Raw genomic sequence first — 23,096 nt, forward strand, 5'->3', positions numbered from 1 at the left:
GGGCTCGCGGAGACGCACCGAACATAGGTCCGTGCGAATCCGGCTCACAAGCTGCCCAAAGGGCTATGCCCATGGGACGGGCCGCGCTGATCTCCCACCTGCGGCTGAGGATCACGTCAGCTCCGGATGTAGTGGTAGTTCGCGTTCAGGCTGCCCGGTGCGGCCGGCGGCGGGGACAGCGCGTCCGACGGGTCGACGGTGAGGAAGCGCACCAGGTCGGGCGGGTCGGTCGAGGTCACCGTGGCCACGTCGATCGCTCCGGGCGCCTCGCCCTGCTCCACCCAGGACATCAGGGGCGTCAGGAACTCGGGTACGCCGATCTCGCTCGGCTTGTCCACCTCGGGCCCGAACAGGCAGTGGTACCCACCGGGGATCAGGTAGAGCCGGGAGAACCGCTGGCTCGCCGCGAACCCGCCCGCGTGCCGTTCGACCGCCGCGTACCAGTCCAGGGTCGAGAACGGCGAGATCTGCGCGTCGGCCCAACCGTGGTACACGATCAGCTTGCCGCCGTGCGCGCGGAACGCCGACAGGTCGGGTGACGTCGCGTTGTAGATGGCGTCGCCGAGGATCTGGAGCCGGTCGAAGGTGGCCTCGGTGAAGGTGACGTCGTCCAGGGTGAAGTCGGCCGGTGGGTTCTTCAGGTAGGCCAGGTTCTTGAAGTACGTCAGCCCGATCCTCGCCGCGAACGGGTCCGGCCCGACGAAGTAGCCGTTCCAACTGAGTTCCGACCCGTACGCGAAACCGCCGTTGTAGAGGTTGCGGTTGCGCGCGTCGGAGGGTCCTCGGTACGCCGCCACCGCCACCGCGACCTGCGCCCCGGTCAGGCAGTCGGGCCGGTCGGCGCCCTCGCACCGGATGGACGAGGGCTGGAAGGCGCACGTCCGCGGATCCTCGATCAGCTCGCCGCAGGCCCGCTGGACGGCGGCGTGCAGCACCGGCAGTTTCGCCGGCGGGAGGACGTCACCCTTGTTCTTCTGTGCCAGCCACGCGTTGGACAGGGCGAGCGGTGCCAGGTTGTGCGCGGGCGCGCCGACCAGGACGCCGTCGAAGTCGGCCGGGAAGCGTTCGGCGAGGTTCAGCCCCTGCCGGCCGCCGGTGGAGCAGCCGTCGAAGTAGCGGTAGCTCGGTCCGTGGCCGTAGAACGTCCTCATCACGACATCGGCGAACACCTTGAGCTTGTGTTCCGAGGTCAGCCCGAAGTCGACCCGGGCCGCGAGGTCGTGCGCTCCCCAGCTGCCGTCGCCGAGGTCGGTGCCGGTGTGCCCGGTGTCGGAGGCGGCCAGTACGAGCTGCTTCTCCACCGCCGGAGCGCACTGGAAACCGAACAGCGGCAGGTTCAGTTCGGGCACGGAGCCGCACAGGCCGCCGCAGCCCTGCTGGACGTACTGCCCGGTCCAGTTCCGCAGGGGCAGCTTGATCTCGTACTTCTCGTGCGGCGGCAGCGTGCCCTTCACGTCGCAGTAGTCGGCGTCCGCCGCCGCGGACTCGACTCCGGGCAGGCGGGTCAGTCCGGCGCATCCGCCGGCCGCGGCCTGGGCGGCCGGCGCCGGCAGGGCCAGGAAGGGTATGGCGGCCAGCATGGCCATCGATGTTCGCCTCATGGTTACCGACGCTACGGACGCGAGCCGCCCGGCGGATCGGTCCCCAGACCGGCTTCCCACTCGGTCTGGCGAAGGAGGTGCCCCCTCCTAACGCCTCGAGGCCGACGTGAACCTACGGACGAGCGTCGCCGTGAATCGCGGTCGGCTCACCCGGATGGGCGCGACGGCGGGGCGGGCCCTCGGGGTGATACTCGAAGTGCCACCACTCGTTGTCATACACGCGATGCAGGTGGAAGCGTCGGCCGTGTCGCTCCAGCCACCGTGCGCCCTCGGTGGGCCGGACGTCGAGCGCCCTTCCGGCGACGTGCTGTGACTCGTCCGGCGGCAGCACCCACATCCGCGCGAGTTCCGGCGACCGAGCGCGACGAACCGCGTCAGCGAACAAGCGGGCCTGCTCGTGCGCCTCCCGGTAGCCGGAGGTGAGCCCGATCAGCTCCCCGTCCCTCCACAGCGCCTGCGTACGTGCCGCCCTGAACGCGGCGCGCGTCGCCGGCGTCAGGCCGGTGAGATCCTCGGCCGGAAAGCGCGCCGACAATGCCCACTGGCAGGCCACCTGTCGAGCCTGGCGCGGAGAGACCAGGAACGCGACCGGCAGCAACATCACTGCGAGCATCCGGACGACGACCCGATACAGATGGTCGCGGCGTCGGGCCGGCTGCGTCTCCACGGTCGGATGCCCGGACGCGGGCGCCCGACCGGTGCCCCGATGCCTGCCACGTGGGCCGACGTTGTACGTCGTGCCGGACCACGTGTCACGGTGGATGCCCTTGAACCGACAGGGCGCCGCGTTTCCGGGAGGAGGCATGCCCAGCAGGATCTCCCGATCGGCGGACCGTGGCCTGAGTGTCGGTACTCACCCCCGATAGGTACGGCCGCCCTAGAAACGACCGATCCAGGTTGCCGCGCGCCATGGTCCGTCCTGCGCGTTCTCCGGCAGGGTGGTGCAGGTGCCGACCGTCAGGTCGCAGCGTGCGGTCACGCTGCTGTCCTCGGCGTTCTCGGTGAGCAGCACGTCGGATCCGGTCAGCCAGGACGGGTTCTTCCCGTCCGCGGGCCAGGTCCGGACCTCGTTCCGCCTGACGTCGAGGACACCGTGGCGCCGGGGGGCGTCGCCGCTGCCCCACTCGACCGCCACGTACCGGCCGTCTGGTGACGCGTTGCCCAGGAAGCGCCAGTTGTCGCAGTGCGCGGCGACCAGTCTCGCGTCGGGGTCGAGCCGCTGCAGGCAGCCGGCGGTCTCGTCGATGGCGACCAGGCCGCCGTCGACGGAGATGGCGCCCCCGCGCACGTCGACCGGCTCGCCCCCGCCGGTCCAGGGAGCGCGCCAGGCGAGACCGGTCGGCTCCTGGGCGGTGCCGGTGAGCAGGACGGCGTGGTCGGACGCCCAGGCGATCTGGGTGAACCGGCCGGGGAGCCGTCGCGTGACCTTGCCGGTGGCGACGTCGACCAGTTCCGCGGCCGGTTCGACACCCGGCGCTTCCTTCCCCAGCCAGGTGCTGACCGCGATCAGGGCGCCGTCCGGTGAGACGGTGACGCTGCCGGCTCGCGTGGCCCGGTAGATGTCGCGGCGGGTGTTGTCGGGCGCCACGAGCACGATGCGTACGTCGTGCAGGCCGTCGGCGTCGGTCGTCCCGGGTCCGGTCAGGCCGACGAACGTGCCCTGGCTGCGCTGGGCGAGCAGCTGCACCGCCTTGGTGGTCCGGCTGTTGAACCCGACGGGCCCGGCCGCCGTGACGAGGGTCGGCTCGGTGGCGACGTCCGGGGCGAGGCCCGGATCCAGGGTGTACGGGACGGGCAGGTCGGCGGCTCGGCCGGCGCTGAGCTGGCCGAAGCTGAGCGGCTTGGCGTCGCTGACGGTCAGCGGCCAGAGGGGGTTCGTGCCGTCGGTGGCCACCGGGCTCGGGTCGGTGGACGGGTTCTGCCGGTCCAGGCGCGGCACGCCCGCCGCGACGCCGACCACGACGCCGGCGACGGCCAGGCTCGATGCGGCGACGAGCACGGCGGGATGCAGGCGACCGAGGCCGAACCGGGCGGTCCTGCGTGGCGCGGTGTCGGCGGGGTTCCGCAGGCGTGCGGCTTCGGGGTCGACGTGTGCGGTTGCCCGGTCCAGCATGATCTTCAGTCGTCTCTCCAGCTCGTCCATCACTGTGCCCCCTCTCGTGCGCGGTCCATGCCCTGGTCGTGTCCGGCCAGCGCGGCCGCGAGCCGGGTGTGCGCGCGGTGTCCGCTGGACTTGACGGTGCCGGCGCTGATGCCGAGGACGCGGGCGATGTCGGCTTCGCCCAGGTCGCACCAGTACCGGAGCACCACCACCTCACGCTGCCGGCGCGGCAGGCTCTGGACCATGTCCCAGAGCCACCGGTCCGGCAGGTCGGCGGGCCCGGTGTCGTCGCGCTGCGCCAGGCGCGGGGCGAAACGTCGGGCCACGGCGCGGCGGCGTTGCAGGCTGCGTGACCGGTTCACGACGGCGACCCGGGCGTACGCCACGGCGGTGTCCGCCCGGACCTCGCCCCACCTGCGATAGATCTCGATCAGCGTGTCCTGGGCGATGTCCTCGGCGTCCGAGCGGTCGCCGATGAGCAGGTAGGCCAGGCGTGCCAGGTGCTTGCCGTGGTCGTGGAAGAAGCGCGTGAACGCGACCTGCCGCTCGCGTCCTCCCCCACCTTCCGTCTCCAGCCTCATGTAACCGTTACGCCCGAGCGAGGGCCCGGGTTGTCACCGAGGCGGAGAATCTTCCCGGCCACCCGCGGCTAGCCGGACCGTGACGAGGAGACCGCCGTCGGGGCGGGCGACGAGGTCCAGGGTCCCGTGGTGGGCGTGGACGACGCTCCGCACGATGGCCAGGCCGAGGCCGGCGCCGGCGTGCTCGGCGGCGCGTACCCGGTCCGCTCCCCGCCGGAAGGGTTCGGTGAGGGTCGGTACCACCTCCGGTGGGAGCCGACGTCCCGTGTTCTCCACCCGCAGCACGCTGGTGTCCCCGTCCGTTCCGGTGTGGGCCGTGACGGTGCCGTCGGCGGGCAGATTGTGCACGACGGCGTTCTGCACGAGATTCGTCACCATCCGCGACAGAAGTTCGGCGGAGCCGACGGCCGGGGCCGGTCCCCCGGTGACGTCCAGCGTGATCCGGCGCTGCTCGGCGAGGGGGAGCAGCGTTTCGGCGGCCTCCTCGGCGATGAGGGATAGGTCGACCCGCTCGCGGGTCACGATTCCACGGTCGCCGCGACTGAGCAGCAGAAGGGCCTCGGTGAGGTCGATCGCCCGCCGGTTGACCTCGTGCAGGCGTTCGACGAGTTCGCCTCGGTCCCGGGCCGGGTCGTCGCGCGCGACGTCGAGCAGCGCCCGCGAGATCGCCAGCGGGGTACGCAGTTCGTGCGAGGCGTTCGCGGCGAACCGCTGCTGCTCGGCGACGTGCGACTCGAGTCGGTCGAGCATCGTGTCGAACGCGTCGGAGAGTTCCCGGAACTCGTCCCGCCGGCCCGGCATGCGGATCCGGCGCGACAGCGACCCCGTCCCGGCCACCCGTGCCGCCTCGGTGATCCGGGTCAGCGGCGCGAGCATCCGGCCGGCGAGGACCCATCCGCCGAGGAGGCCGAACCCGAGCAGGAACCCCAGCGTCTCGGCGGCCCTCGGCGCGAAGACGCGCAGCAGGTTGGAGCGGACGGGAAAGACGCCGGGGGTGAGCGAGTCGACGGAGCCGGGGACGATGAGCATGGCCCGGTCGGGGACGTACCGCAGGAGGAACACCCACACCGCCGTGAGCAGCAGGGCGCCGGCCAGCACGAGGAACCCGGCGTAGCTGAGGGTGAGCTTGGTACGCACGCTCAGCCCCGGCTTCCTACCCATGCTCGCCCCCGCTCGCCGGCGGTGTCTCGATGCGGTAGCCGACGCCGGGCACGGTGGTGATGACCCACGGCTCGCCGAGCCGCTTGCGCAACGCGGAGACGGTGATGCGCACCGCGTTGGTGAACGGGTCCGCGTGGGCGTCCCAGGCCCGTTCCAGCAGCTCCTCGGCGCCGACCACACCGCCCTCGGCGGCGACGAGGACCTCCAGCACGGCGAACTGCTTGCGGGTGAGCGCGACGTAGCGCCCGTCGCGGAACACCTCCCGGCGGAAGGGGTCGAGCCGGAGGCCGGCGAGCTGGCGCACCGGGGGCCGGGCGTGGCCGCGCCGGCGGTCGAGCGCTCTCAGCCGCAGGACGAGTTCCCGCAGCTCGAACGGCTTGGTGAGGTAGTCGTCGGCGCCCAGCTCGAACCCGGAGGCCTTGTCGTCGATCCGGTCGGCGGCGGTGAGCATGAGGATCGGGATGCCGCTGCCGGAGGCGACGATGTGCCGGGCGACCTCGTCGCCGGAGGGACCGGGGATGTCCCGGTCGAGCACCGCCAGGTCGTAGACGTTGACGCCGAGCAGTTCCAGGGCGGAGTTCCCGTCGCCGGCGATGTCGGCGGCGATCGCCTCCAGCCGCAGCCCGTCCCGGACGGCTTCGGCCAGGTAGGGCTCGTCCTCCACGATCAGTACGCGCATGCGACTCAGTCTGCCCGAGCCGGCGCGGGGTGAGGTCGATCCGGCGCCGGCGCCACGGTCCGCCACCAGCGGCGCGACGCCAGCCCGAACAGCGCGGCGCCGGCGGCGTTGACCAGCACGTCGTCCACGGACGACACCCGGTCCAGTCGCAGGACGTACTGCAACGTCTCGACCACCGCCGAACCGGCCGCACCGAGCGCGAGGAGCCGCGGCACGGAGGCCAGCGCGGCGAACCGCAGCGGCGCGAAGAATCCCAGCGCCGCGAAGACCAGCAGGTTGCCGCCGATCCCGAGCGGCCCCATGGTGACCAGATCCCGCAGCGGGACCAGGCTCACCCGGCCCGGCACGACGCCCGCCCCGGGGCCCGGCATCAGCGTCATCCAGACGAACGGCGCCGTCCCGTAGGCCAGGCCCACCTCGGCCAGCGACAGCCGCCACGCCGAGGTGGGGCCGGCGGCCCGGCGGCTCAGCGCCAGGGCCACCACCGCCAGCGCGGCCAGCGGCAGCCCGACCAGCGTCATGAGCAGCACGCCGTTCTCGGTGTCGAAGCAGCCGTGCCACCGCCCGGCCCGGCAGGCCGGGGCGGCCATCAGGAGCGGCCGCCGCACGACGAACGCCGCGCCCGCCAAACCGAGGAACGCCAGGACGACGAGCACGACCCTCGGCGTACGGCGGACGTGGCGCCTGTCGCCCACCTCAGCCCCCGGATCCGTCGCCGGGCGAGGCCCCGGTGACGGCCTGCGTCTCCCGCTCGATCATCTCGATCAGCGGCGCGTCGTCGCAGTTGGCGAGGATCACGCCGACCCAGCCGGTGTCCGGGTAGATGCTCCAGTTGGCGCAGACCCCGGGGTTGCCGCCGGCACGCTGGATCGTCCACTGGCCGCCGACGATCGCGGCCGACGGGCCGTAGGTGCCGAACGACGCCGGACCCAGCGGCATCCGGGGCGCGGTGAGCACGTCGGCCCAGGGCCGCTCCAGCAGGGTGCCGTCGCCCAGCGCGCGGGCGAACCGGACCAGGTCCGGCGCGGTGGCGAAGCCGCCGTCCCCGATGGCGTCGATGAAGGCGCGGCCCGGGTTCCGGTCGAGCATGTACTCGTACGGGCTGCCCTTGTCGAGGTTGCGCAGCGCGTCGACCTGGCTGCCGTCGGCCAGGGTCAGGTAGGGGTGCGCGAGCCGCCGGTCGGTGAGCCACCGGGGCCTGGTGTGGAATGCCGAGCCGGTCATGCCGCAACGCCGGAAGATGTTCTCCTCGACATAGTCCCAGTAGGTCTGGCCGCTCACCGCCTCCACGATCAGGGCGGGGATGGCGGCCTCGGCGCCGGCGTGGAACCCGTTGGGCAGGCCGGGCGTGCCGACCAGCTTGGACTGCCGGGCCCAGCGCTCCTGGTAGTCGTGGACCTCCTGCCGGCTCCGGAAGATCCGGTGGATGTCCTCCTCGGGGGTGTTCAACCCGGAGGTGCCGGTGAGCATCTGGTGGATGGTGACCCGGTCGCTGATGTCACCGGCGAAGCCGTCCAGGTGCCGGCCCACCGGGTCGGACAGGCGCAGCCTGCCCTGCTGGGCGAGTTGCAGGACGGCGACCGCGTTGAACGGCTTGCCCGCCGAGCTGAGCGTGAACGCGGTGTCCTCGTGGTTGCGGATGCCCCGCTCCCGGTCGGCCATGCCGTAGCTGCGGGACAACACCGTCCGGCCCCGGTGCGACAGCAGCACCACTCCGGAGAACTTTCCGCCCGAGGCCAGCCGCGCCACGTACCGGTCGTAGGCGCCGCCGGGTCGGGTGTCCGGCGGTATCCGGTCGTGCCCGCTGGGGGCGGCGTGGGCGGCCCCGGGCTTCGCCGCCACCACGCCGCCCGCCACCACGCCGGCGGCTGCCAGCCCGCCCCACGTGACCACCCGCCGCCGGTCGATGCCTCGTGCCGTGTCCGATTCCATGCCCCCATCGAAGACGCCGGGCCGTTGCGGTGGCGTATGCGTTTCCCGATAGGTCCGCGATACCTGGCGTGTTGACGCGACCGGGGAACCGGGGCAGGCTGTGGCGGCGCTCCCAACGGCGAGCTTCGATTTCCTCAGGAAGGAAGAGCTCGTGCGTCCCACCACAACACTGCTCCCGGTCGTGCTGGCCGCCACCCTCGGCGGCCTGGCCCTGCCGGCCCCCGCCCAGGCCGCGGCCGGTCCGGCGCTGGCCGTCGACGTCACCGCCGGCCGCCACGCGATCAGCCCGTACGTCTACGGCATGAACTTCGCCGACGAGGCCCTCGCCCGGGAGCTGCGGCTGCCGGTGCACCGGTACGGCGGCAACGCCACCACCCGCTACAACTTCCGCAACGACACCACCAACCGGGCCTCGGACTGGTATTTCGAGAACATCCCGAACGACAACGCGGATCCGGCGAGCCTGCCCGACGGCTCGGACAGCGACCAATTCGTGCAGCAGAACAAGGCCACCGGCACCGACACCATCATGACCGTGCCGATGATCGGCTGGGTCGCCAAGGACCGGGCCAGGGCGTGCGGCTTCAGCGTCGCCAAGTACGGCCCGCAGGAGTCCACCGACCCCTGGGCGCCGGACTGCGGCAACGGGAAGAAGCCGGACGGCAGCCTGATCACCGGCAACGACCCGGAGGACACCAGCGTCGCGGCCGGGCCGGAGTACGTCACCGACTTCGTCACCCATCTGAAGGGCCGGTTCGGCGCCGCCGGCGCCGGTGGGGTCAGGTTCTACAACCTGGACAACGAGCCGGACCTGTGGCACTCCACCCACCGCGACGTCCGCCCCGTCGGGCTGGGCTACGACGAGCTGCGCGACCGCACCTACCGGTACGCCGCGGCGATCAAGGCCGCCGACCCGGGGGCGAAGACGCTCGGCCCGGTCGGCTGGGGCCTGAACTCGATCTTCTACTCGGGGTTGGACCAGGACACCTGTGGTCGTACCGGCTGCTGGTCGAACCCGCCGGACAAGGCCGCGCACGGTGGCCAGGACCTCGGCCCGTGGTATCTGGACCGGATGCGGGAGTACGAGCAGCAGCACGGCACCCGGATCCTCGACTACTTCGACGTCCACCTCTACCCGCAGCAGTCCGGCGTGTTCGGCGACGCGGCCGGTGACGCCACCACCCAGGCGCTGCGGCTGCGCTCGACCCGCCAGCTATGGGACCCGACGTACGTGGACGAGAGCTGGATCAACCAGCCGGTCCGCTTCATCCCCCGGATGCGTGAGCTGGCCGACCAGCACTACCCGGGTACGAAGATCGCGATGACCGAGTACAGCTGGGGCGGATTCGGGTCGCTCAACGGCGCGCTCGCCCAGGCGGACGTGCTCGGCATCTTCGGCCGCGAAGGGCTCGACCTGGCCAGCCTCTGGACCGCGCCGACGGCCGACCAGCCGGTGGCCGACGCCTTCCGCATCTACCGCAACTATGACGGCTCCGGCGGCGCGTTCGGCGAGACCTCCGTCCGGGCCACCAGTGCCGACCAGGACAAACTGGCCGTGTACGCGGCCGAGCGCGCCGCCGACAAGGCGCTGACCCTGGTCGTGGTCAACAAGAGCGGCGACGACCTGACCAGCCCGGTGGCCCTCACCGGCGCTTCCGCCGGCACCGCCCAGGTCTACCGCTACAGCGCGGCGAACCTCGCCGGGATCGTCCGGGAGGCAGACCAGCCGGTGACCGCCAACGGCTTCACCGCCACCTTCCCGGCCAACTCGATCACCCATCTGGTGCTGCCGCGCGGGACCACCCCCGGCGACACGAAGCCGCCGACCGCCCCGGGCAAGCCGACCGCCGGCACGGTCACCGCCGACAGCGTCGCGCTGAGCTGGGCGCCGTCCACCGACGACACCGGCGTGACCGGGTACGACGTGCACCGGGTCGACGCCACCGGCACCGTGAAGGTGGGCAGCGCCACCGGCACCACGTACACCGTGACCGGGTTGACCGCGGACACCCCGTACACCTTCGTGGTGACCGCTCGGGACGCGGCGGGCAACGTCTCGGCGGCCTCGCCCGGGTTGGCCGTGCGGACCGCGCCCACCGCCCCGACCGGCGGCTGCACGGTCGGTTGGGCGGCGAACAGTTGGTCCGGCGGCTTCACCGCGACCGTGACGATCAAGAACACCGGCACCACCGCCGTCGACGGCTGGAAGCTGGCGTTCGACTTCCCCACCAGCACCCAGAAGGTCGGCCAGGGCTGGTCGGCCACCTGGAAGCAGAACGGCACGGCGGTCACCGCGGAGAGCCTGAGCTGGAACGGCCGGCTGGCCCCCGGCGCGTCCACGAGCATCGGCTTCAACGGCACGTGGAGCGGCACCAATCCGGCGCCCACCGCCTTCAACCTCAACGGTCGCCGCTGCGGCTGACCCACCGCCGGGCCGGGCGCGGCGACGCTCGGCCCGGCGTCCGGTCGACCGCCGATGCCCGCGAGACGCCGGAGGCGCCACCCGCCGCTTCGACCGAATGATGGCAATGGTCGATGTTAGCGCCATCATTAACCGGGCTGCGACGTGGCTCGGCGCCCGGCAGCCAGGGGAGAGACCAGCGAGGTGACTCCACGGCCGGCGTCGGCCGATGATTCGGAAAAGTTACGACTTGACGAACGTCATGTTATCGCCCACATTCGATGGTCAAGGACGAGGCTGGGGCTTACCGGGCAGGTCTGCCTTGTCGAGATTTTCGTGTGCGAACGAGTGCGCAGCGTCTTGTGAACGCTAACAACCCGACGGGCCACCGTTCGGGTTCAGGCAATCGAGGAGGATCATGTTCGGCTTTGGTAGGTCCCCATCGGTCATCTCGCCGCCGCGGCGGCGAGGATGGTTGCCGCGGGTCGTCGCGGCCGGCGTGACGGCGGTGATGGCCGGCGTCGGCGCCACGGCGGTGCTGTCGACCCCGGCCGCCGCGGCCACGGTCGACACGAGCGCCTGGTACGTGCTGGTCAACCGCAACAGCGGCAAGGCCCTGGACGTCTACAACCTGGCCACGAACGACGGCGCCCGGATCGTGCAGTGGGCGCGCAACAACGGCAACCAGCAGCAGTGGCAGTTCGTCGACTCCGGCGGCGGTTACTACCGGCTGCGGTCGCGGCTCTCCGGCAAGGTGCTCGACGTCTACAACTTCTCCACCGCCAACGGCGCCAACATCGTGCAGTGGGCCGACGCCAACGGGACCAACCAGCAGTTCCGGCTGGCCGACTCCGACAGCGGCTACGTCCGGTTGATCAACCGGAACAGCAACAAGGTGGTGGAGGTGCAGGGCGCTTCGACGGCCGACGGCGGCAGCATCGTCCAGTACGACGACTGGAACGGCAGCAACCAGCAGTGGCAGCTCGTCCGCGTCGACGGCGGGGGCAACCCGACCACGCCGCCGCCGACCACGCCGCCGCCGGGCGGCACGTGCAACCTGCCGTCGTCGTACCGGTGGTCCTCGACCGGCGCGCTGGCGCAGCCGAAGTCGGGTTGGGTGTCGCTGAAGGACTTCACCGTCGCCCCCTACAACGGCAAGCACCTGGTCTACGCGACCACGCACGACAACGGCTCGTCGTGGGGGTCGATGAACTTCGGTCTGTTCTCGAACTGGTCAGAGATGGCCTCGGCCAGCCAGAACGGCATGTCGCAGGGCACCGTCGCGCCGACGTTGTTCTACTTCGCCCCGCGCAACATCTGGGTGCTCACCTACCAGTGGGGGCCAACCGCGTTCTCCTACAAGACGTCGAGCGACCCGACCAACCCCAACGGCTGGTCGTCGGCGCAGCCGCTGTTCACCGGCAGCATCTCCGGCTCCGGCACCGGCCCGATCGACCAGACCGTCATCGCCGACGACCAGAACATGTACCTGTTCTTCGCCGGTGACAACGGCAAGATCTACCGCGCCAGCATGCCGATCGGGAACTTCCCCGGCAACTTCGGCTCCAACTACACCACCATCATGAGCGACAGCACGAACAACCTGTTCGAGGCCGTGCAGGTCTACAAGCTGCAGGGCCAGACCCGATACCTCATGATCGTCGAGGCCATCGGCTCCCAGGGCCGCTACTTCCGCTCCTTCACCGCCACCAGCCTGGGCGGCTCGTGGACCCCGAACGCCGCCACCGAGAGCAACCCGTTCGCGGGCAAGGCCAACAGCGGCGCCACCTGGACCAACGACATCAGCCACGGCGAACTGATCCGCACCACCGCGGACCAGACCTTCACCGTCGACCCCTGCAACCTGCAACTGCTCTACCAGGGCCGTTCCCCCAACTCCGGCGGCGACTACGGCCTGCTGCCCTACCGGCCGGGCCTGCTGACCCTCCAGCGCTGACCACGGCCGGCGCCTGAGATCGATCGAGGGCCGGTCTCCCCGCCGGGGGAGGCCGGCCCTTCAGGCCGGGTAGGCGCGGGTCTCGGTGGCCTTGACGGCGGCCCACACGGATCGGCCCGGGGCCAGGTCCAGGTGACTGGCGGCGGCCGGGGTGATGTCGGCGGCCACCGCGATCGGGCCGTCGAGTTGTACCCGCAGGTTGTCGCCGTGGCGTTGCAACCCGGCGATGACGGCGGGCCAGGTGTTGCGCGGGCTGCCGTCCGGCCGGCGTGGGTGCAGGGCGACGGCCGAGGGTGGGAACGCGACGAACGCGTCGCCGTGCAGGGGGTCGGCGACCGTGAGGGTGAGCCTGTCGTCGACGCGTACGGCGTGGCCGTCGGCGGCGCCGCGGTAGAGGTTGAGGCCGACGAGGCGGGCGACGTAGTCGGTGCGCGGCTGGGCGGTGATGGTGGCGGCGTCGCCTTCCTGCACGACCCGGCCGTCCTCGATGATGACGAGCCGGTCGGCCAGCACGAGGGCGTCCAGCGGGTCGTGGGTGACCAGCAGGGTGGCGCCGGGGTGGGCGTCGAGGTGCCGGTGGAGTTCGGCGCGGGTGTCGAGCCGGGTGCGGGCGTCGAGCGCGGCGAGGGGTTCGTCGAGCAGCAGCAGCACCGGGTCGACGGCCAGGGCCCGGGCGAGCGCGACCCGCTGGGCCTGCCCGCCGGAGAGCTGCCTCGGCCTGCGGCGCGCCTGGTCGGTCAGACCGACCCGGTCCAGCCAACCGGCGGCCCGACGGCGTGCGCCGTGCCGGTCGGCGCCGTGCCGCCGCAGCCCGAAGGCGACGTTGTCCAGCGCGCTGAGGTGCGGAAAGAGCAGGTAGTCCTGGAAGACCACGCCGATCGGCCGGTGCTCCGGCGGCGTCCAGTGGCGCTGCTCGGGTCGGTCGACGTCCCGCCCGTCGAGGGTCAGGTGGCCGGCGGTCAGTGGTTGCAGGCCGGCGAGGGCGCGTAGGGCGGTGGTCTTGCCGGCGCCGTTGGGGCCGAGCAGCGCGACCACCTCGCCGGCGCCGACGCGCAGGGGCACGTCCAGGCGGAAGGCGCCCCGGTCGACGACCAGGTGAGCGTCCACGACCGGGCTCATGCGCTGGTGATCCACTTGTCGCGGAGGCCGGCGAGGATCGCCACCGACACGGTCAGCAGGACCAGGCTGAGCACCACCGCGCCGTCCAGGTCGCCGCCTTCGATGGTCTGGTAGACCGCCAGGGGCATGGTCTGGGTGACGCCGGGATAGTTGCCGGCGAAGGTGATCGTGGCGCCGAACTCGCCCAACGCCCGCGCCCAGCACAGCACCGCCCCGGCGGCGACACCCGGTGCCACCAGGGGCAGCGTGACGTGCGTGAATGTGGTCCAGCGTCCGGCGCCGAGGGTGGCGGCGGCCTCCTCGTAGCGGGCGTCGGCCCCGCGCAGCGCGCCTTCCACGGCGATGACCAGGAACGGCATGGCGACGAACGCCTCCGCGACGACCACGCCGGTGGTGGTGAACGGCAGCGTGAAGCCGAACGTGCTGTCCAGCCACTCCCCGAGCAACCCTCGCCGCCCGAACACCAGCAGCAGCGCCACCCCGCCGACCACCGGTGGCAGCACCAGCGGGACCGTGACCAGCGCCCGGACCAGCCGGCGGCCGGGGAACCGGGCGCGGGCCAGCAACCAGGCCAGGGGTACGCCCAGCAGCAGGCACACGGCGGTGGCGGCGGTGGCGGTCTGCAACGACAGTCGCAGCGCGGTCAGCGCGCCGGGCTCGGTGAGCCGCTGCGGCAGACCGGCCCACGGGGTCCGCGCCACCAGGCCGGCCAGCGGCAGCACCAGGAACAGCAGGCCCAGCAGCGCCGGTGCCAGCAGGGCCACCGGCACCCGTTGCGCCCGACGGCGACGCGGCGGCCCGGTCGGTTCGGGCCGTACCGTCGTGCCGGGTCCGCCGGTCGAGGTCATCGCCGCTCAGGGCCCTGGAAGCCGGCGGCGGTCAGGGCGGCGATGCCCTGGTCGGACCGTACGTAGGCGACGAAGGCCTGCGCGCCGGACCGGTTCGGCGCGTTCTTCAGCACGACGACGGGATAGTCGTTGATCGCGCCGGCGGATTCCGGGAACTCCACGCCGTCCACGTCGGCGGCGGCCGCCCGGGCGTCGGTGCGGTAGACCAGCGCGGCGTCCACCTCGCCGAGCTTCACCTTCGCCAGGGCGCCCTTGACGTCCTGCTCCAGGGTGACCGGGGTGAGCTTCGCCCGCGTGGCGCTCAGGGCCTTGACCGCCGCCGCGCCGCAGGGCACCTGCTCGGCGCAGAGCGCCACCTTGAGGCCGGGTCGGGTGAGGTCGGCCAGCGCCCGGATGCCCTTCGGGTTGCCCTCGGGTACGGCGATGACCAGTTGGTTCCTCGCGAACGTGGCCGGGGCGCCGTCGGCGTCGCCGGCGTCGACGACCGACTGCATGTTCTTCGGCGCGGCCGAGGCGAACACGTCCGCGGGCGCGCCCTGGTCGATCTGGTTGGCCAGCGCGGCGCTGCCGGCGAAGTTGAACGTCACCCTGACGCCCGGGTTGGCCGCCTCGAAGTCCTTGCCGATCCTGGTGAACGACTCGGTCAGTGACGCCGCCGCGAACACGGTCACCGTTCCGGACACTCCGGAGGCCGAGCCGCCCGACTCGTCGGTGCCGCCGCAGCCGGCCGGCCCCGCCATCGCCAGGGTCGTCACCCCGGCCAGCGCGGCGCGCACGAATCGCGTGCCCAACGACCTTCCCTTCTCGTGGATCCCGGTGCCCGCACTCACGTGCCGGCTCGTGTCCGGTGGGCCGGGGTGGACCGCTCCACCACCACCGTTGTCGATTTGATCACCGCGACCGCGACCGACCCGACCCGCAGGCCCAGCTCCTCGACCGCCTCCCGGCTCATCAACGAGACGATCCGGAACGGCCCGGCCTGGATGTCCACCTGGGCCATCACCGTGTCCTTGGCGACCGCGGTCACGATCCCCCGCAGGCGGTTGCGCGCCGAGGACTCCTCGGACCGGCCGTTCGCGTCGCCCGCCTGCTCGCGGACGAACCCGGCCAGCTCGACACCGTCGATCACCCGGTGACCCTGCTCGTCGCGGGTGGCGGGCAGCCGGCCCGCGTCGACCCAGCGGCGCACCGTGTCGGCGCTCACGCCGAGCAGTTCCGCGGCCTCCCCGATCCGAAAAACCGTCACGCCAGGCACTCTACCGACACGCATGTTCCGGGGATAGACCGTCTCTTGCCTCGTACCTGCGGCAGTTCCAGCCAGGATCGGGCCGCAGCTGCGTCGATGACGCCCGGCTCCGGCGGGACCCGCCGCGTGCCTGACCCGACGGTCAGGAGGTTTTTCCGGTCCGCCTGTTTCCGGCGTGCCCGGGTGGAAAGGTCAGAGAGAGGAGCCGGTCCCCAGAGTCGCCGGCACGAGGCTGCGGGAGGCGCTGGAGATCACCCCAACCACCATCTGGAGTTCACCGTGAAGGCAGTCGTGTACCGGGGTCCGCGTGAGGTCGTCGTCGAGGACCGGCCCGACCCCACCGTCCAAGCCCCCACCGATGCGGTCATCCGCGTCACCACCACCAACATCTGCCGCTGACGGAGGCGCCGGAGGCGTACGGGCACTTCGACCGGCGCGAGCACGGCTGGACGAAGGTGCTGCTGCACCCCAACGACTGAGTACGGGTACGGATGGCAGCAGCGGCCGGGGCGACCAGAATTCTCCCCATGCGAACCCGAATCTCGATCGCCCTGGCCGCGGTCGGCCTGAGCGGACTGATGCTCACCACCGGCTGCTCCTTCGAGGAGTCGATCTGCGGCAGCGGTGAATATCCGGCCATCGCGGTGGGTGCGCAGGGCGGCAGCGCGTGCTTCCCGAACGGCCAGGAGCCGACCCCGCCGTACGTCCGCTATCCGGAGGGCAAGGTTCCGCAGCACGTCGACGACGAGTGGGACGTCTACTGGCGGACCCACGGCATCGACGAGAACAACAAGATCTTCGAGCGTTGAGCGCGCCGGCTCCGGTGGGTGGGGCGCCCGAGCCGATCGTTGCCTTCGAGTCAACACTCGTGCTGCGGCGACGCGTTGATCACCGTCCGGCGGGGAAGCAGGCTGTGGGCATGTCCTTCCAGGCGTACCTCGACGCGATCGAGAACCGGACCGGTAAGACCCCACGCGTGCTCGTCCAGGAGGCCGAGCAACGCGGCTACGGAGAGGCAGGTGTGAAGGCGGGCGTCATCGTGGACTGGCTGAAGAACGAGTACGGGCTGGGGCGCGGGCACGCCATGGCCCTGGTCCACGTGATCCGAAACGGACCGCAGATCAGCGCCAAGCACGTCGGCTCCACCGGCGCGCACCGCGATGACAGCGACATGCTCTGGCTGGACGGCCAAGCCACGCGGCCGGGGCCCTAGCCGGCGGCGAACTCCTCGACGGCGGTGCAGACCCGGCCGAGCGCCTCGGCGGAGCGGGCCAGCGGACCCGGCACCATCATCGAGTGGTCGGCGCCCGCCACCTCGACCACGTGCGGGGTGAGCCGGCGGGCCACCTCGCCGTTCCACAGGGTGTCGGCGGTGCCGCCGGCCAGCAGGAACGGCGCGGTGGTCCGGCCCAGCGGGTCGCGGACGGCCGGGTCGGTCAGCAGCGGGGTCAGCCAGACCGCCGGGATGCCCCGGTCGGCGGCGAGCGGGGCGGCGAAGCTGCCCAGCGACTTGCCGACCAGCAGGTCGACACCGGCGTCGAGGACCGGCCTGAGCTGCTCGGCCACCCAGCCGGGCGCGGCGTCCGGGCGCAGCTCGTCCAGCCGCTGCCAGGTCACCTCGTGCACCTCGAAGCCGAGCCGGCGCAACGCCTCGCCGAGATAGACGAAGAGCGGGCCCCGGGTGTCGTAGCCGCGCCCCGGTGCCAGCACCGCCCGCCGATCCGCCATGGTCGCCCTCCGCTCGTCCGGCCGACGCTCACGCCAGCCGCTCTGCAGGCCGCCGTGGCCCCGCGACCGGGAGCGGGGCGGGGCTTGCGCCGCGCCGAAGAAAGGACAACTTTTTTGCGGTATGCCTACGAGTCATAAATAAATATGACTGAGAGTCATACCGCAAAAAAAGTAGACCCTCGCCGAGCCTCACAACCGCTCCGGGGTACGGATGCCGAGCAGGTCCAGGCCCTGGTGCAGCACCCGCGCGGTCACGTCGCACAGCACCAGCCGGCTCTCCCGCGCCGGCCCCTCCGCCCGCAGCACCGGGCAGCGTTCGTAGAACGCGCTGAACGCGGAGGCGACCCGGTGCAGGTACGCGGCGAGGTGGTGGAACTCCAAGCTGCCGGCCACCTCGTCGACCACCGCCGGGAAACCGAGCAGCTCGATGGCGAGCGCCCGCTCGGCCGGCTCGACCGGCTCGACGGCCGCGTCCGGCCGCGCCGCCGCCACGCCGGCCCGCCGGAAGATCGACCGGATCCGGGAGTACGCGTACTGGAGGTACGGCGCCGTGTTGCCGTCCAGCGACAACATCCGTTCCCAGTCCAGCACGTAGTCCTTGTGCCGGTCGCTGGACAGGTCGGCGTACTTGACCGCGCCGATGCCGACCGCCCGGCCCACCTCGGCCGCCTCCGCCTCGCCCAGCTCCGGGTTGCGTTCGCGGGCCAGCGCCGTGGCCCGCTCCACCGCCTCGGTGAGCAACCCGACGAGCTTCACCGCCCCGCCGGCCCGGCTGCGCAGCATCCGCCCGTCCGGCCCGAGGATCGACCCGAATCCGACGTGCTCGGCCCGGGCCGGCGGGGCCAGCCAGCCGGCCTGCGCGGCGGTCGCGAAGACCATCTCGAAGTGCCGTCGTTGCGGCAGCCCCACCACGTAGAGCAGCCGGGTCGCGCCCAGCGTGCCGGTCCGGTGCCGCAACGCGGCCAGGTCGGTCGCCGGATAGCCGTAGCCGCCGTCCGACTTGCGCACGATCAGCGGCAGCGGCTCGCCGTCCCGGCCCACCGACCCGGACGGGAACACGCACTCCGCGCCGTCGCTGCGCCGCAGCAGGCCGAGCCGGTCCAGCTCGCCGACCGTCGGCGCGAGCAGCTCGTGGTAGCTGCTCTCGCCCCGGAAGTCGGTCCGGGACAGGGTCACGTCGAGCAGGTCGTACACGGTCAGGAAATAGCTCTCGGACTGCGCCACCAGCAGCTGCCACAGCCGTAGCGTCGCCGCGTCGCCGCCCTGCAACGCCACCACCCGCAGCCGCGACCGCTCCCGGAACGCCGCGTCGTCGTCGAACTTCGCCCGCGCCGCGGTGTAGAACCCGTCCAGGTCGCCCATCGACAGCTCCTGCGCCGCCTCGGCCTCACCGAGGTCGACCAGGTGCTCGATCAGCATGCCGAACGGCGTGCCCCAGTCGCCGAGGTGGTTGGCGCGCCGCACCCGGTGGCCCAGCCACTCCAGCAGCCGCGCCGCCGCGTCCCCGATCACGGTCGAGCGCAGGTGGCCGACGTGCATCTCCTTGGCCACGTTCGGCGCCGAGTAGTCGACCACCACGGTCTCCGGCCCGGCCACCACCGGCACCCCGAGCCGGGGGTCGGCGGCCAGCGCCGAGACGAGGTCGCCGAGCGCCCGGTCGGCCACGGTCAGGTTGAGGAAACCCGGCCCGGAGACCTCCACCGCCGCGCAGAGGTCGGCCAGCTCCGCGCGGTCCCGTACCTCCGCGGCGATCGCCCGCGGCGGCCGGCCGAGCCGCCGGGCCAGCGCGAGCGGCGCGTCGGACTGGAAGTCCGCGTGCTGCGAGCGCCGCACCACCGGGTCCACCGGGCCGCCGGCCACCGCCGCGAACGCCGGCGCCAGCCGGTCGGTCAACAACTTCTCAAGATCCATGGGTACGCCGATCTCGCTCGATCCGCCGCGCGGATCACCGGATGGGAAGCGGCGGAGCGAGGACGATCGACGACGACCGGCGGCTCGATCCGCCGGTCGCAGGAGAGGAAGGCTCAGCGCAGGCGGTCGCGGGACCGCCGGCGTCGCAGCGCGCCGAGCCGGACGTCGGGGGACGCCGTCGGGTACGCCTGCGAGCTGCTCATGCCGGCAGCCTAACCGGCCGGCCCGGGGGCGGCGCAAGCGCGTAACCCGGACCGGCCGGTCGGCGTACCCGGATCGTCAGGCCGGGGTGGCGGCGGCCTTGCGGTAGCGCTCGGCCCGCCGCCGCACCTGGGTGTAAACGCTGGTCAGGCCCATCGCCCGGCGGACCTCGACGAGCGTGCGGCGGACCTCGTCCCGGGTCCGCTCGGTGCCGGCCGCGATCAGCTCGTCGACCAGGCCGGGCCGTGCCTCGAACCGGGCCCGGCGCTCGCGGATCGGGTCGAGGAACCGGTTGAGCGCCGTGGCGAGCGCCTCCTTGACCTCGACGTCACCGACCCGCCCCGCCCGGTAGCGCGTCTTGAGGTCGTCGACCTGAGCGCGGTCGGGGTTGAACACGTCGTGGTACGCGAAGACCGGGTTCCCCTCGACCGTGCCCGGCACGTCGGCGCGGACCCGGTTCGGGTCGGTGTACATCCCCATCACCTTGCGTCGCACGGTCGTCGCGTCGTCGGCGAGCCCGATCGCGTTCCCCCGGCTCTTGCTCATCTTCCCGGCCCCGTCGGTGCCGACCAGCGTGGGAGTCTCGGACATGATCATGTCCGGCACCGGGAAGACGTCGCCGTAGAGGTGGTTGAAGCGGCGGGCGATCTCCCGGGTCACCTCGACGTGCGCGGCGTTGTCCTTCCCCACCGGCACGACCTGCCCCTTCACGCAGAGGATGTCGGCCGCCTGGAGGACGGGATAGCCGAGCAGGCCGTACGGCATCTCGTCCTTGCCGGCGTCCCGGGTCATCTCCTTGAGCGACGGCACCCGCTCCAGCCGGGGCACCGTGACCAAATTCTGGAACAGCGTGTTCAGGTCACCGACCTCGGGGATCGCCGACTGGAGGTAGAAGGTGGCGTGCTCCGGCTCGACGCCGGCGGCGAGCACGTCGGTGACCATCTCGCGGGCGTTCTGGGCGACCTGCTCGATGTCGGCGCGGGTGTTGCGGGTGGTGAGCATGTGCAGGTCGGCGATGATGAAGAAGCTCTCGTAGCGCTGGTGCAGCCGGACCCGGTTGGCGATGCTGCCGACGTAGTGGCCGAGGTGCAGCCGCCCGGTCGGGCGGTCGCCGGTGAGCATGCGTGCTGAGGACATGACGGTATGCCTTTCGTGCCGTTCGCTGGCGGGACGCGCGGATGCGCGGGAACGACCCGGGTGCCGACCCGGATCGGTGGGGCAGGGCTCGTCAGAACGAGCGCCGCCATCGCCCGCCGGCGCGGAACCGCAGCCCGCCGGCACGAAGTACGTCGAGGATCTGCTCCCGGCCGTCGGCAGCACGACCCGGGAGACCGGCAGGGGTCTCCGGGGCGCGGGTGCTCGACCGGTCCATGCCTGACACGGTAACCGCCGAGACGGCCGCCCGGCTGCCCCTCTCCCGGCTCGGGTCGCCCGGCGGCTCCCGGCTCAGCCCTGCCGGTAGCTGTCCGAGTAGTAGGTGCCGACGCGCTCCCGGTAGTCGGCGCGCGCGAAGTCGTCCGGGTCGAACGCCGGGGACGCCTTCACCTGTGCCCGGGTCCGATCCACGTGCACGACGCGCTCCAGGTGGTCGACCCGGGCCACCGTCCCGGCCGGCAGCAGCACCTGCTTTCCGAAGATCCACGGCCCGGTGTCCACCACCAGGTAGCGGGCGTCGGCCTCCTCGCTCGCCTCGTCGATCGCACCGATCCGGCCGTCGGTCGCCTCCACCCGGTAGCCGGTGAGGTCGACGGGCGTGCCCGGGCCGGGCGCGTCGACGAGGTCGTCGCCGCCCCCGGTTCGCTGCCGTGGCACGTCGTCCGGGCCGGTCTGGTCGTAGCCTCCGGCGAGCGCCGCCGGGTCCCGCCAGGCCCACGGATTGAACGGCTGCATGCTGGCACCTCCGCGATGTCGTCTGGTGTCGTCGACAGTGCCCGCCCGACCGCGCAAGGAAACGCCGCGGCAATTCTGAATTCGTCTTTCGGCATCACTGCGAGATAGCTCATAGTCGGCCCCGTCGGCGCTCCGACCCAGCTCAAGGTCGGTTCAGCAGCCGACCGGCACACCGATCTGTGCGCGGTGATGTGCCTTCAGCACATTCGGCGCCGGCCACTGCGCGCACCATTCTCGATGCCGTATCCACCGAATCGAGAAAGGAAGTGCCGATGCACCGGCTCATTCGACGGATCGGTGTCCCGACGGCCGTGGCGGCCGTCCTCGTCGCGCTCGCCGGCACTGGCGCCCGCGCCACCGGGGTCGCCCCGTCCGCCCTCTGCGGCCCCGGATACGCCACCGTCGACCAGGACCCGATCCAGGACGCCGCCACCGGGGAGCTGCTCGGCACCGTGCACCTGCTGCGCAACCTGCTGACCGGGTACGGCTGCGCGGTCACCGTGAAGTCCGCGTACGCGGGCACCCCCACCGTCACCCGCGTTTACCTGGACCCGGAGTGGCTGCCCTTCTCGGTCGACGAGGGCAGCCGGCGCTACGTGGCCGGTCCGGTCTACGGGTACGTCCGTGCCAGCTGCGTGATCTGGGGCGGGTCGATGGCCGGCCCCGACGGCGTGGTCCACCAGCACCAGCGGGCGAACCCGGCGATCGGCGGCGCGGTCACCTGCTTCTGACCAACCGGCCACCCGTGCCGGACACGGCCCGGCGCGGGTGGCCCCCGCGTCGACCAGCGTTGTCACCGCCCGCGACCTCGGTCGGGGCGCCGCTGGCATACTGGCCGACCATGGTTCTGTCGCGTGGTTGGTCGTTGTTCCTGGTCGGGGTCGGGGTGTGGACCTGGGTGATCTGGCCGAGGTTCGCGGTCGCGATCTGGAACGACACCCGGGCCTGGTCGGCCGGCGCGGTCGGCGAGGGCGACCCGACCGCCTTCCTCTGGGTGCACGCGCTGCTCATCGCCGCGTCCCTGGCCATCGGTACGACAGCGGGTGTGTTGGGCGTACGCGGCTGGCTCGCCGCTCGCCGCGCTTCCCGGTCCCACTAGCTCCCCGGTCCGCACTCCCGATGGACAGCGCCGGCCGGAAGGCGGGCGTCCGCTCGGGCCGCCGCACCGCTCACCGGCCGGGCCGAGGCCGGTGACCACGCGGCCGACGGCGGGTTCCGGGGGCGTCTGGCCTGCCGATATAGCTTGCCGGTGATGATGTGACGCGCGACGCGGTACGCGGATTTGACGATCAAACCCGCAGACGCGTAACTTTCTCTCTGCCAGCGCGGAACGGGGCAAACGGGACGAAAGCCCGGGCGTACCGATCCGGTGCCGGCGACCGGGTCCGGAGGGGTTTCAGTCCCCGAAGACGCGGTCCGGGCGGGGCTCGCCGAAACGCCGCAGGGCGGATTTGGCGGAGCGGAACCGACCGGGTAAGGTTCTGGACCGGCAGGGCACCGGGCGAGCTTGCGGGAAACCGCAGCGGCCGGTCTGCCAAATCCGATGATCAAGCACAGCGGTCCGCCGCTGCGCGGGCTCAGCGGAACCAACCCGTATGAAGCACGACAGACCGGGACACACGGTTTGACACGGCGCAGACGGTGCGGTAACGTAGTAAAAGTGCCCGGCGCGAGAGCGGCGGGGATGTGAACGAGATGCCCCGGGATCGGGGCCCTCCTGGTGGGGGTCTTCGGTGCGGT

The 23,096-nt window shown here is 72.2% G+C and carries 23 protein-coding genes; 6 read left to right on the forward strand and 17 right to left on the reverse strand.

All coding sequences use genetic code 11. From position 1 onward, the window contains the following. Positions 1-116: 116 nt before the first annotated feature. The 8 genes from ACGFI2_RS24555 to ACGFI2_RS24590 all read right to left on the reverse strand — a co-directional run bounded on the left by ACGFI2_RS24555 (position 117) and on the right by ACGFI2_RS24590 (position 8,055). Positions 117-1,601, reverse strand: coding sequence for a tannase/feruloyl esterase family alpha/beta hydrolase (locus ACGFI2_RS24555; RefSeq protein WP_393521080.1), 1,485 nt, complete (start codon positions 1,599-1,601; stop codon positions 117-119). Positions 1,602-1,713: 112 nt separating this feature from the next. After that, the gene (locus ACGFI2_RS24560; protein WP_393521082.1) at positions 1,714-2,268 is read right to left on the reverse strand and encodes a D-alanyl-D-alanine carboxypeptidase family protein; all 555 of its coding nucleotides are present in this window, start codon (positions 2,266-2,268) and stop codon (positions 1,714-1,716) included. Positions 2,269-2,478: 210 nt separating this feature from the next. Further along, positions 2,479-3,744: a hypothetical protein gene (locus ACGFI2_RS24565; protein WP_393521084.1), complete on the reverse strand. Its 1,266-nt coding sequence runs from the start codon at positions 3,742-3,744 to the stop codon at positions 2,479-2,481. Beyond that, positions 3,744-4,283 carry a SigE family RNA polymerase sigma factor gene (locus ACGFI2_RS24570; RefSeq protein ID WP_393521086.1) on the reverse strand — a complete coding sequence of 180 codons (540 nt, stop codon included), beginning with the start codon at positions 4,281-4,283 and terminating at the stop codon, positions 3,744-3,746. The genes ACGFI2_RS24565 and ACGFI2_RS24570 overlap by 1 nt, the downstream gene beginning before the upstream one ends. A gap of 33 nt (positions 4,284-4,316) precedes the next feature. After that, entirely contained in the window at positions 4,317-5,444 is a 1,128-nt protein-coding gene (locus ACGFI2_RS24575) for a sensor histidine kinase (protein ID WP_393521088.1), read from the reverse strand. Then, complete coding sequence (locus ACGFI2_RS24580; protein ID WP_393521090.1) at positions 5,437-6,123, reverse strand: response regulator transcription factor; 687 nt, start codon at positions 6,121-6,123, stop codon at positions 5,437-5,439. The genes ACGFI2_RS24575 and ACGFI2_RS24580 overlap by 8 nt, the downstream gene beginning before the upstream one ends. Positions 6,124-6,128: 5 nt before the next feature. Further along, a complete protein-coding gene (locus tag ACGFI2_RS24585; RefSeq protein WP_393521092.1) occupies positions 6,129-6,779 on the reverse strand; it encodes a VanZ family protein in 651 nt (216 codons plus the stop codon). A 40-nt stretch (positions 6,780-6,819) separates the two neighbouring features. Continuing rightward, positions 6,820-8,055 carry a serine hydrolase domain-containing protein gene (locus tag ACGFI2_RS24590; protein ID WP_393521094.1) on the reverse strand — a complete coding sequence of 412 codons (1,236 nt, stop codon included), beginning with the start codon at positions 8,053-8,055 and terminating at the stop codon, positions 6,820-6,822. A gap of 151 nt (positions 8,056-8,206) precedes the next feature. Between ACGFI2_RS24590 and ACGFI2_RS24595 the strand changes: the two genes are divergently transcribed. Next, positions 8,207-10,477 carry a glycoside hydrolase family 44 protein gene (locus ACGFI2_RS24595; RefSeq protein ID WP_393521096.1) on the forward strand — a complete coding sequence of 757 codons (2,271 nt, stop codon included), beginning with the start codon at positions 8,207-8,209 and terminating at the stop codon, positions 10,475-10,477. A gap of 397 nt (positions 10,478-10,874) precedes the next feature. Then, positions 10,875-12,413: a non-reducing end alpha-L-arabinofuranosidase family hydrolase gene (locus ACGFI2_RS24600; protein ID WP_393521098.1), complete on the forward strand. Its 1,539-nt coding sequence runs from the start codon at positions 10,875-10,877 to the stop codon at positions 12,411-12,413. Positions 12,414-12,473: 60 nt separating this feature from the next. Here ACGFI2_RS24600 and ACGFI2_RS24605 read toward each other — a convergent pair whose 3' ends face one another. From ACGFI2_RS24605 to ACGFI2_RS24620, 4 genes are all read right to left on the reverse strand, one after another. Next, positions 12,474-13,532 (reverse strand): ABC transporter ATP-binding protein, encoded by a 1,059-nt coding sequence (locus ACGFI2_RS24605; RefSeq protein WP_393521100.1) that lies wholly within the window; start codon positions 13,530-13,532, stop codon positions 12,474-12,476. After that, positions 13,529-14,380, reverse strand: a complete 852-nt coding sequence (locus tag ACGFI2_RS24610) for an ABC transporter permease (RefSeq protein WP_393521102.1) — start codon at positions 14,378-14,380, stop codon at positions 13,529-13,531. The genes ACGFI2_RS24605 and ACGFI2_RS24610 overlap by 4 nt, the downstream gene beginning before the upstream one ends. Beyond that, positions 14,377-15,120 carry a molybdate ABC transporter substrate-binding protein gene (modA, locus tag ACGFI2_RS24615; RefSeq protein WP_393521126.1) on the reverse strand — a complete coding sequence of 248 codons (744 nt, stop codon included), beginning with the start codon at positions 15,118-15,120 and terminating at the stop codon, positions 14,377-14,379. The genes ACGFI2_RS24610 and modA overlap by 4 nt, the downstream gene beginning before the upstream one ends. An 86-nt stretch (positions 15,121-15,206) precedes the next feature. Further along, positions 15,207-15,626, reverse strand: coding sequence for a molybdopterin-binding protein (locus ACGFI2_RS24620; RefSeq protein WP_393521104.1), 420 nt, complete (start codon positions 15,624-15,626; stop codon positions 15,207-15,209). Positions 15,627-16,153: 527 nt separating this feature from the next. On the opposite strand from ACGFI2_RS24620, the gene ACGFI2_RS24625 reads away from it, so the two are divergent. Next, complete coding sequence (locus tag ACGFI2_RS24625; protein WP_393521106.1) at positions 16,154-16,435, forward strand: SCO0607 family lipoprotein; 282 nt, start codon at positions 16,154-16,156, stop codon at positions 16,433-16,435. Between the two features lie 110 nt (positions 16,436-16,545). Further along, positions 16,546-16,839, forward strand: coding sequence for a DUF4287 domain-containing protein (locus ACGFI2_RS24630; RefSeq protein ID WP_393521108.1), 294 nt, complete (start codon positions 16,546-16,548; stop codon positions 16,837-16,839). Here the strand turns inward: ACGFI2_RS24630 and ACGFI2_RS24635 are convergent. The 5 genes from ACGFI2_RS24635 to ACGFI2_RS24655 all read right to left on the reverse strand — a co-directional run bounded on the left by ACGFI2_RS24635 (position 16,836) and on the right by ACGFI2_RS24655 (position 21,356). Further along, complete coding sequence (locus ACGFI2_RS24635) at positions 16,836-17,354, reverse strand: alpha/beta hydrolase (RefSeq protein WP_393521110.1); 519 nt, start codon at positions 17,352-17,354, stop codon at positions 16,836-16,838. The two genes, ACGFI2_RS24630 and ACGFI2_RS24635, sit on opposite strands and share 4 nt — an antisense overlap. A 189-nt stretch (positions 17,355-17,543) precedes the next feature. Then, the gene (gene argS / locus ACGFI2_RS24640; RefSeq protein ID WP_393521112.1) at positions 17,544-19,265 is read right to left on the reverse strand and encodes an arginine--tRNA ligase; all 1,722 of its coding nucleotides are present in this window, start codon (positions 19,263-19,265) and stop codon (positions 17,544-17,546) included. A gap of 279 nt (positions 19,266-19,544) precedes the next feature. Beyond that, the gene (gene trpS, locus ACGFI2_RS24645; RefSeq protein ID WP_393521114.1) at positions 19,545-20,603 is read right to left on the reverse strand and encodes a tryptophan--tRNA ligase; all 1,059 of its coding nucleotides are present in this window, start codon (positions 20,601-20,603) and stop codon (positions 19,545-19,547) included. Positions 20,604-20,694: 91 nt separating this feature from the next. Next, positions 20,695-20,838, reverse strand: a complete 144-nt coding sequence (locus ACGFI2_RS24650; protein ID WP_393521116.1) for a hypothetical protein — start codon at positions 20,836-20,838, stop codon at positions 20,695-20,697. 74 nt (positions 20,839-20,912) lie between these two features. Further along, positions 20,913-21,356, reverse strand: coding sequence for a PRC-barrel domain containing protein (locus ACGFI2_RS24655; protein WP_393521118.1), 444 nt, complete (start codon positions 21,354-21,356; stop codon positions 20,913-20,915). Positions 21,357-21,628: 272 nt separating this feature from the next. Here ACGFI2_RS24655 and ACGFI2_RS24660 point away from each other — a divergent pair, with 272 nt between their 5' ends. Beyond that, positions 21,629-22,087 (forward strand): hypothetical protein, encoded by a 459-nt coding sequence (locus tag ACGFI2_RS24660; RefSeq protein ID WP_393521120.1) that lies wholly within the window; start codon positions 21,629-21,631, stop codon positions 22,085-22,087. A 110-nt stretch (positions 22,088-22,197) separates the two neighbouring features. Beyond that, positions 22,198-22,455, forward strand: coding sequence for an SCO4848 family membrane protein (locus ACGFI2_RS24665; protein ID WP_393521122.1), 258 nt, complete (start codon positions 22,198-22,200; stop codon positions 22,453-22,455). Positions 22,456-23,096 lie beyond the last annotated feature (641 nt).

Source organism: Micromonospora sp. NPDC049282, assembly GCF_043197045.1.
Lineage (GTDB): Bacteria > Actinomycetota > Actinomycetes > Mycobacteriales > Micromonosporaceae > Micromonospora.